This is a genomic window from Variovorax sp. GW821-FHT09B01 (assembly GCF_059418345.1).
This window is the reverse complement of the sequence record NZ_JBWKPQ010000043.1, coordinates 21,088-27,608: the sequence shown is the minus strand read 5'-3', so window position 1 is coordinate 27,608 and position 6,521 is coordinate 21,088. Positions and strand designations below refer to the sequence as shown.

Here is a 6,521-nt window from a genome sequence, read left to right as displayed (position 1 = left end):
GGGGTCGCCTTTTCTTTGCCTACTTTCTTTTGGCGAAGCAAAAGAAAGTAGGTCGCCCGCCGGGGCGAGACCCGGCCTACGGCCTCAACAAAAAGCGCGCCCTAAAAAAACATCAAGCCCTGAACCGATTCCGAGTCAAAGCCAACGCCACCCAAAACGCCACCCCCGCATACACAACCAGCACACAAGCATGCCGCCCCCACCCCACAGGCCACTGATCCATGAACAAAGGCCGAACCAACGCCACAGCATTAGCCAACGGCAACCACCCCGCCACCACCTGCACAGCCCCAGGCAGTTGCTCAAGCGGAAAGAACACCCCACTCAAGAACATCATCGGCGTCATGAACAAGGTGAAGTAGTACGTGAAGAAGTCATACCCCTTCGCCATCGCATTGAAGATCAGCGCGATCGAAGAAAACGTGACCCCCGCCCCCGCCAACACCAGCCAGGCCACGAACAGCTTCGGACTGTGGCTGATCCCCAGCCCCAGCATCACGAACAGGATCGCCGTCACCGTGAAGATCGACTTGAACGCCGCCCACAGCATCTCCGCCAGCACGATGTCGTCGAGCCCCACCGGCGCGTTCATGATCCCGTCCCAGGTCTTCTGCACGTGCATGCGCGAGAAGGCCGAATAGAGCGCCTCGAACGAGGCCGCGTTCATCGCGCTCATGCAGATCGAACCGCTCGCGAGGAACAGGATGTAGGGCACCTTCGTCTCGCCCACGCTCACCTGCCCCACCAGCGCCCCCATGCCGTAGCCGAAGGCCACGAGCCAGATCAGCGGCTCGGCGATGTTGCCGATCAGGCTCGGGATCGCGAGCTTGCGCCACACCAGCAGGTTGCGCAGGAACACGGGCCACCAGCGCATCGACAGCTGCGGTGGGCGCCACGCGGAAGGCGAGGGTGGCGAAGAAGAGGAGGAGGGCTCGGTGGCGAGGGTCGGGGTGGTCATGCGATGCGATCGGTGGGTGTCTCTGATGTTCTCGTGGCGTGGCGCATCACAGGCGTCAGCCGTCCTCGCGAATCTGCCGCCCCGTGAGCTTGAGGAACAGGTCCTCGAGATTCGCGGGCCGGTGGAAGGTGCGCAGGCCCGGGTGCTGCGACAGCGCCTCGAGCAGGCGGCGCGCGTCCTGCGTGTAGAAGAACACCGTCTCGCCGCTGACCTCGACGCGCGCGGCCAGGGCGCGCAGTGCGTCGACGTTCGCCAGCGCGAGCGCGCCGTTGCCGTAGACCTCGACCACGTCGGGCTCGAGGTGCTCGGCGATCAGGTCGCGCGGGCGGCCCTCGGCGATCTTGCGGCCGTGGTCGAGCACCAAGAGGCGCGAGCACAGGCGCTCGGCCTCGTCCATGAAGTGGGTGGTCAGCAGGATCGACTTGCCCTGCTGCAGCAGCACCTGCAGGCGCTCCCACATCAGGTGGCGCGCCTGCGGGTCGAGGCCGGTGGTGGGTTCGTCGAGCAGCAGCAGCTTGGGGTCGTTGACCAGCGCGCGCGCCAGCGAGAGCCGGCGCCGCATGCCGCCCGAGAGCTCGCCGGGCTTGGCATCGGCCTTGTGCGAGAGCGCCGCGAACTCGAGCAGCTGCGGCACGCGCTCGCGCACCTGCTTCTTCGCGAAGCCGAAGTAGCGGCCGTAGACCACGAGGTTCTCGGCGCAGCTGAAGTCGGGGTCGAGGGTGTCGAACTGCGACACCACGCCGAGCTGCGCCTTGATCGCGAGCGCGTCGCGCGGCATCTGCAGGCCCAGCGCCTCGATGCTGCCGCCGTCGGGCGCCGTGAGGCCCAGGCACATGCGGATGGTGGTGGTCTTGCCGGCGCCGTTCGGGCCGATCACGCCCAGGCACTCGCCGGGCGCGATGTCGAACGAGAGATCGTCGACCACCGTGGTGTCGCCGTAGCGCTTGCGCAGGTTCGCCACGCGAAAGAGCGGCGCGGCGGGCGCGGCGGCCGGCGAGGGAGGGGAGGCAGCTTGGGAGGAGGAGTACACGGGCGGGACCAGAAAGAGGAAGACAGGGAGGACCGCGGAACGCGACGATTCTGACGCAGGCCCGCGCGCGGCGCCGTCCGTCGGGGGACCAGGGTTCACCGCGAGCCCATGGCGCGCGCGAGCGAGACACAATCGCGGCTTCGCCGGCCCTGGCCGCAGTCCCCCCCACGCATCCTTTCGTCCGACCTTCCATGCAGACAAGCCACAGGCCGTGCACTTCCTTCTTCTTCCGGGTCCGCGGCCGATGACGGCAGCGACCGCGTCGCGGCCCTGGCGAGTGCTGCTGCTCGTGCTGTGCAGCGCGCTGCTCGCGGCCTGCGCGCCCTTCCATCGTTCGATCGGCGCGGCGGAGCGCGCGAAGCTGCCCGAGGTCGACGTGCGCGTGGTGGTCGCGCAGGAGAGCTTCATGTTCTCGGCCCAGCCGCCCGGCGCGGCCGCGGCGCTCGGCGGCGGCATGATCGGCGCGCTGATCGACTCCTCGGTGCAGCAGGCGCGGCAGAAGGAGATGAGCGCCGAGGTCGGCGCCACGGTCGGGCCGCTGCTCGACTACGACTACCGCACCGAGGCCGGCATCGCGCTCGGCGAGATCGGCGCCACCGGCCTCTATCCGCCGCTGCGCATCGCCTCGGCGCAGGTGCTGCCCGCGATGCCGCCCAAGGCGCAGCACGAGGCGCGCATCGCGGCCACGCGCAACGGGCCCGCCTACCTCGTGCTGCTGCTGCAGTACGCGCTCGAACCGGGGCTCGGCGCCTTCACCACGCGCACCACCGCGCTGCTGTGGCAGGACGGCGGCAGCGAGCCGGTCTACCGCGCGGGCGCGATCTACCAGTCGCCGATCGGCGGCGGCACGCGGCCCACGGTGGTGCGGCGGCTGGTCGCCAACGATGGGCAGGCGCTGCGCGCCGTGATGCGCGACTCGGTGATGCAGACGATGCGCCTGTTCGCGCTCGACATCGCGGGCGCGCGCTCGGGGCCGGTGAAGACCGGGCGCTTCAACGTCAACGGCACCTGGGTCGTGATCGGCGGCCAGGGCATCGAGGACACGCAGGCCGGTCCGCCGCGCGTGCTGTTCCGCGACGAGGACAAGGCGCTGTATTCGATCCGGAGCACCGTGCCATGACGCGCCTTCGCTTTCATCACGCTGCCGTGCTCGTGCTGCTGGCCGGCGCGCTGACGCCGTTGGCGCACGCGGTCGACGAGAACGAGCCGCTGAGCATGGTCTTCGAGTCCTCGCCCGAACCCGGGCAGCGGCCCGACGAGGCGCCGGTGCTGGCGTTCCGCATCGCGCAGCGCTGCACCTTGTTCCTCGCGCGCGTCGACGACATCCGCCGCAACAAGAGCCACATGGGCAACCTCACGCGCATGCTGCCGACGGTGCATGCCACGCCGCGCCGCGTGGAGTCGCTGCGCGGCGGCGATGCCGTGCCCTGGGTGCGCGACGCGCTGCTGGCCACGCGCCGCTACGGCTTCGACGCGCTCGCGGCCGCGCCGCCGGCCGCGGGCCTGGCGCGCCGCCAGCTCGGCGCCGAGGTTTCGCTGCGGCTCGCGCATGCCTGGTCGGTCGACCTCAACCTGGTGTCGCACGTGGCGATCAAGGTCGACTACCGGCTGCCGGGCGGCGCCACCGTCTCGCGCCAGTACCACGGCATGGGCACGCGCGCCAACTGGGCCAGCGCCAACGGCGAGTTCATGACGGTGCTGAACCTCGGCCTCGAGGAAGCGGTGCGCGGCATGGTCAACGACGCCGAGCGGCTGTGCGACGGCCGGCCGCTGCCGCCCGAGGCGCCCTGAACCCCCGAGCTACATCCGCAGCCCGGTGAACTCGTCCTTCATCCAGTCGATGAAGGCGCGCGTGCGCGCCGGCAGCAGCCGCGCGTTCGGATAGATCACGCTGACCGGCCGCGGCGGCGGCTCGAAGTCCTCGAGCACCAGCGCGAGCCGGCCCTGCGCCACCAGCGGCAGCACCTGGTAGGAGAAGAAGGTGCCGAAGCCCATGCCCGCGGCGCAGGCCTCGACGGCCGGCGCGAGGTGGTTGAACTCGAGCCGCGTGACGGTCGCGACATGGATCGTGCGGCTGCCTTCGTGGAAGCTCCATTGCGCGGGCGCATCGAGCCGGCCGCGCACCGCGGGCGCGCCGGCCAGGTCGCGCGGATGGCGCGGCGTGCCGTGGCGCTTCAGGTAGGCGGGGCTCACGGCCACCACGCGGCGGATGCTGCCGAGCGTCTGCGCGACCAGCGAGGAGTCTTCCAGGCTGCCGATGCGGATGCCCACGTCGATGCCTTCCTCGAGCAGGTTCACCGTGCGGTCGTACAGCAGCACGCTGCAGCGCACGCGTTCGTGGCGCTGCATGAAGCGCGTGATCGCGGGCGCCACGTACATGTGGCCGAACAGCACCGGCGCGGTGATCGTGAGCCGGCCCTCGGGCTCGCGCGCCTCGGCCTGCAGCGCGAGGTCGGCGGCGTCGGCCGCCAGCAGCACCTCGCGCGCGGCGGGCAGGTAGTGGCTGCCTTCCTCGGTCAGCGACAGCCGCCGCGTGGTGCGGTGGAACAGCCGCACGCCCAGGTGCGCCTCGAGCGCGGCGAGCGCGCGCACCACCGCGGGCAGCGAGGTGCCGAGCGCCTCGGCGGCGCGGGTCAGGCTGCCCTGGTCGGCAATCTGCACGAAGGTCTGCATGGCCTTGAAGCGATCCATCGGGCGATTAGATCGGATTCATCCGAAAAACGCAGCAGTCAAATCCGATGACGTGTATTCCTTCGATCGACGCAAGAGAGAAGAATCCATTCCGACGCCACCACTTCGAGGATTCCGACCATGACCGCTTCCCGCCAACCGGCCCAGTTCATCAAGCTCTACGGCACGCCGATCTCGGGCCACGTGCACCGCGTGCGCCTGTTCCTGTCGTTGCTGGGCCTGCCCTTCGAGGCGATCGAGATCGACATGCGCACCCGCGCCAACCGCACGCCCGAGTTCCTCGCGCGCAATGCCTTCGGCCAGGTGCCGGTGATCGAGGACGGCGAACTCACGCTCGCCGATTCGAATGCGATCCTGGTCTACCTCAACGAGCGCTATGCGCCCGATCCCGGCCGCTGGATGCCGCGCGACGCCTTCGGCGCGGCGCAGGTGCAGCGCTGGTTCTCGGTGGCCGCGGGCCAGCTCGCCTTCGGGCCGGCGGCCGCGCGCGTGTTCGCGCTGTTCGGCCGGCCCGACGATCCGAGCGAGGTGCGCAAGCGCGCCCATGCGCTGTTCGAGGTGATGGAGCAGCACCTCGCGGCCCGGCTCTTCCTGGTGGGCGAGTCGGCCACGCTGGCCGACATCGCGAACTACGCCTACGTGGCCCATGCGCCCGAGGGCGGCGTGTCGCTCGATCCCTATCCCCACGTGCGGCAATGGCTCGCGCGCGTCGAGGCGCTGCCGGGCTTCGTGCCGATGGTGCGCTCGCCCGTTGCGCTGGCCGCCTGATCGCGTCCACCCTCACCGAAGAAACTCGCGGAGGTCCGCCATGATCGATGTTCCCTTCCACGCCGGCGAACGCGCGATGCAGCTGCAGGCCGGCTCGCGCGAGGTCATGGCCGCGGCCGGCTCGCGCGTGATCCGCGACTTCATGCCCGACCAGCACCGCGACTTCTTCGCGCTGCTGCCCTTCCTGGTCACCGGCAGCATCGACGCGCAGGGCCAGCCCTGGGCCAGCATGCTGGCCGCGCCGGCCGGCTTCGCGCATTCGCCCGACCCGACGCACCTGCGCATCGATGCGCTGCCCGATGCCGGCGATCCGCTCGCGGCCTCGCTGCGCGACGGCGCGACGCTCGGGCTGCTCGGCATCCAGCCGCACACGCGGCGGCGCAACCGCATGAACGGCACGGTCGAGGCGCTCGACGCGGCGGGCTTCACGCTCGAGGTGCAGCAGAGCTTCGGCAACTGCCCGAAGTACATCCAGGCGCGCGAACCCGCCTACCAGCCGCCGGCCTCGGCGCCCGCGGCGGCGCAATGGCTCGATGGCCTCGACGACGCGGCGCGCGCGCTGATCCGGCGCGCCGACACGCTGTTCATCGCCAGCGCCCATCCCGCGAGCGCGGCCATCGAGGGCGACGAGGTCGATGCCAGCGCGCGCGGCGTCGACGTCTCGCACCGCGGCGGCCGGCCCGGCTTCGTGCGCGTGGACGACATCGGCGGCGGCGTGCTGACGGTGCCCGACTTCACGGGCAACCGCTTCTTCAACACCTTCGGCAACCTGCTGGCCTATCCGCGCGCGGGCCTGTTGTTCGTCGACTTCGACAGCGGCGAGATGCTGCATGTCGCGGCCACGGCCGAGATCGTGATCGACGGACCCGAGCTCGCGTCCTTCGAGGGCGCCGAGCGGCTGCTGCGGCTGCGCGTGCAGCAGGTGCTGCGCCGGCCCGGCGCGCTGCCGCTGCGCTGGGGCGCGGCGCAGCTGTCGCCGTTCCTGGAGCGCATGGGGCAGTGGGCGGAGTCCTCCCACCGTTCGGGCTGAGCTTGTCGAAGCCTCGCGCGACGCTTCGACAAGCTCAGCGTGAA

The 6,521-nt window shown here is 70.5% G+C and carries 7 protein-coding genes; 4 read left to right on the top strand and 3 right to left on the bottom strand.

Translation table 11 applies throughout. The features are described from left to right. Positions 1-112 precede the first annotated feature (112 nt). Both AC07RV_RS44945 and AC07RV_RS44940 read right to left on the bottom strand, forming a co-directional pair. Entirely contained in the window at positions 113-958 is an 846-nt protein-coding gene (locus tag AC07RV_RS44945) for an ABC transporter permease (protein WP_296788787.1), read from the bottom strand. A 55-nt stretch (positions 959-1,013) separates the two neighbouring features. After that, on the bottom strand, positions 1,014-1,988 hold the full coding sequence (locus AC07RV_RS44940; protein WP_093354132.1) for an ATP-binding cassette domain-containing protein: 975 nt from the start codon (positions 1,986-1,988) through the stop codon (positions 1,014-1,016). Between the two features lie 244 nt (positions 1,989-2,232). Between AC07RV_RS44940 and AC07RV_RS44935 the strand changes: the two genes are divergently transcribed. Together AC07RV_RS44935 and AC07RV_RS44930 are read left to right on the top strand one after the other, a co-directional pair. After that, a complete protein-coding gene (locus AC07RV_RS44935; protein ID WP_296788791.1) occupies positions 2,233-3,108 on the top strand; it encodes a hypothetical protein in 876 nt (291 codons plus the stop codon). Beyond that, a complete protein-coding gene (locus AC07RV_RS44930; RefSeq protein ID WP_296788794.1) occupies positions 3,105-3,779 on the top strand; it encodes a hypothetical protein in 675 nt (224 codons plus the stop codon). Before AC07RV_RS44935 ends, AC07RV_RS44930 begins: the two co-directional genes overlap by 4 nt. Before the next feature lie 9 nt (positions 3,780-3,788). Here AC07RV_RS44930 and AC07RV_RS44925 read toward each other — a convergent pair whose 3' ends face one another. Next, positions 3,789-4,679, bottom strand: coding sequence for a LysR family transcriptional regulator (locus AC07RV_RS44925; RefSeq protein WP_093354140.1), 891 nt, complete (start codon positions 4,677-4,679; stop codon positions 3,789-3,791). A 120-nt stretch (positions 4,680-4,799) separates the two neighbouring features. On the opposite strand from AC07RV_RS44925, the gene AC07RV_RS44920 reads away from it, so the two are divergent. Next, complete coding sequence (locus AC07RV_RS44920; RefSeq protein WP_296788797.1) at positions 4,800-5,447, top strand: glutathione S-transferase family protein; 648 nt, start codon at positions 4,800-4,802, stop codon at positions 5,445-5,447. A gap of 40 nt (positions 5,448-5,487) precedes the next feature. Further along, positions 5,488-6,477, top strand: coding sequence for a pyridoxamine 5'-phosphate oxidase family protein (locus AC07RV_RS44915; RefSeq protein ID WP_296788800.1), 990 nt, complete (start codon positions 5,488-5,490; stop codon positions 6,475-6,477). The last annotated feature ends 44 nt before the right edge of the window (positions 6,478-6,521 follow it).

What these genes read in the sequence shown, in the direction of transcription:
- AC07RV_RS44945 (WP_296788787.1), bottom strand. Translation starts at nt 958, where the DNA reads ATGACCACCCCGACCCTCGCCACCGAGCCCTCCTCCTCTTCTTCGCCA.
- AC07RV_RS44930 (WP_296788794.1), top strand. Translation starts at nt 3,105, where the DNA reads ATGACGCGCCTTCGCTTTCATCACGCTGCCGTGCTCGTGCTGCTGGCC.
- AC07RV_RS44915 (WP_296788800.1), top strand. Translation starts at nt 5,488, where the DNA reads ATGATCGATGTTCCCTTCCACGCCGGCGAACGCGCGATGCAGCTGCAG.
- AC07RV_RS44935 (WP_296788791.1), top strand. Translation starts at nt 2,233, where the DNA reads ATGACGGCAGCGACCGCGTCGCGGCCCTGGCGAGTGCTGCTGCTCGTG.
- AC07RV_RS44920 (WP_296788797.1), top strand. Translation starts at nt 4,800, where the DNA reads ATGACCGCTTCCCGCCAACCGGCCCAGTTCATCAAGCTCTACGGCACG.
- AC07RV_RS44925 (WP_093354140.1), bottom strand. Translation starts at nt 4,679, where the DNA reads ATGGATCGCTTCAAGGCCATGCAGACCTTCGTGCAGATTGCCGACCAG.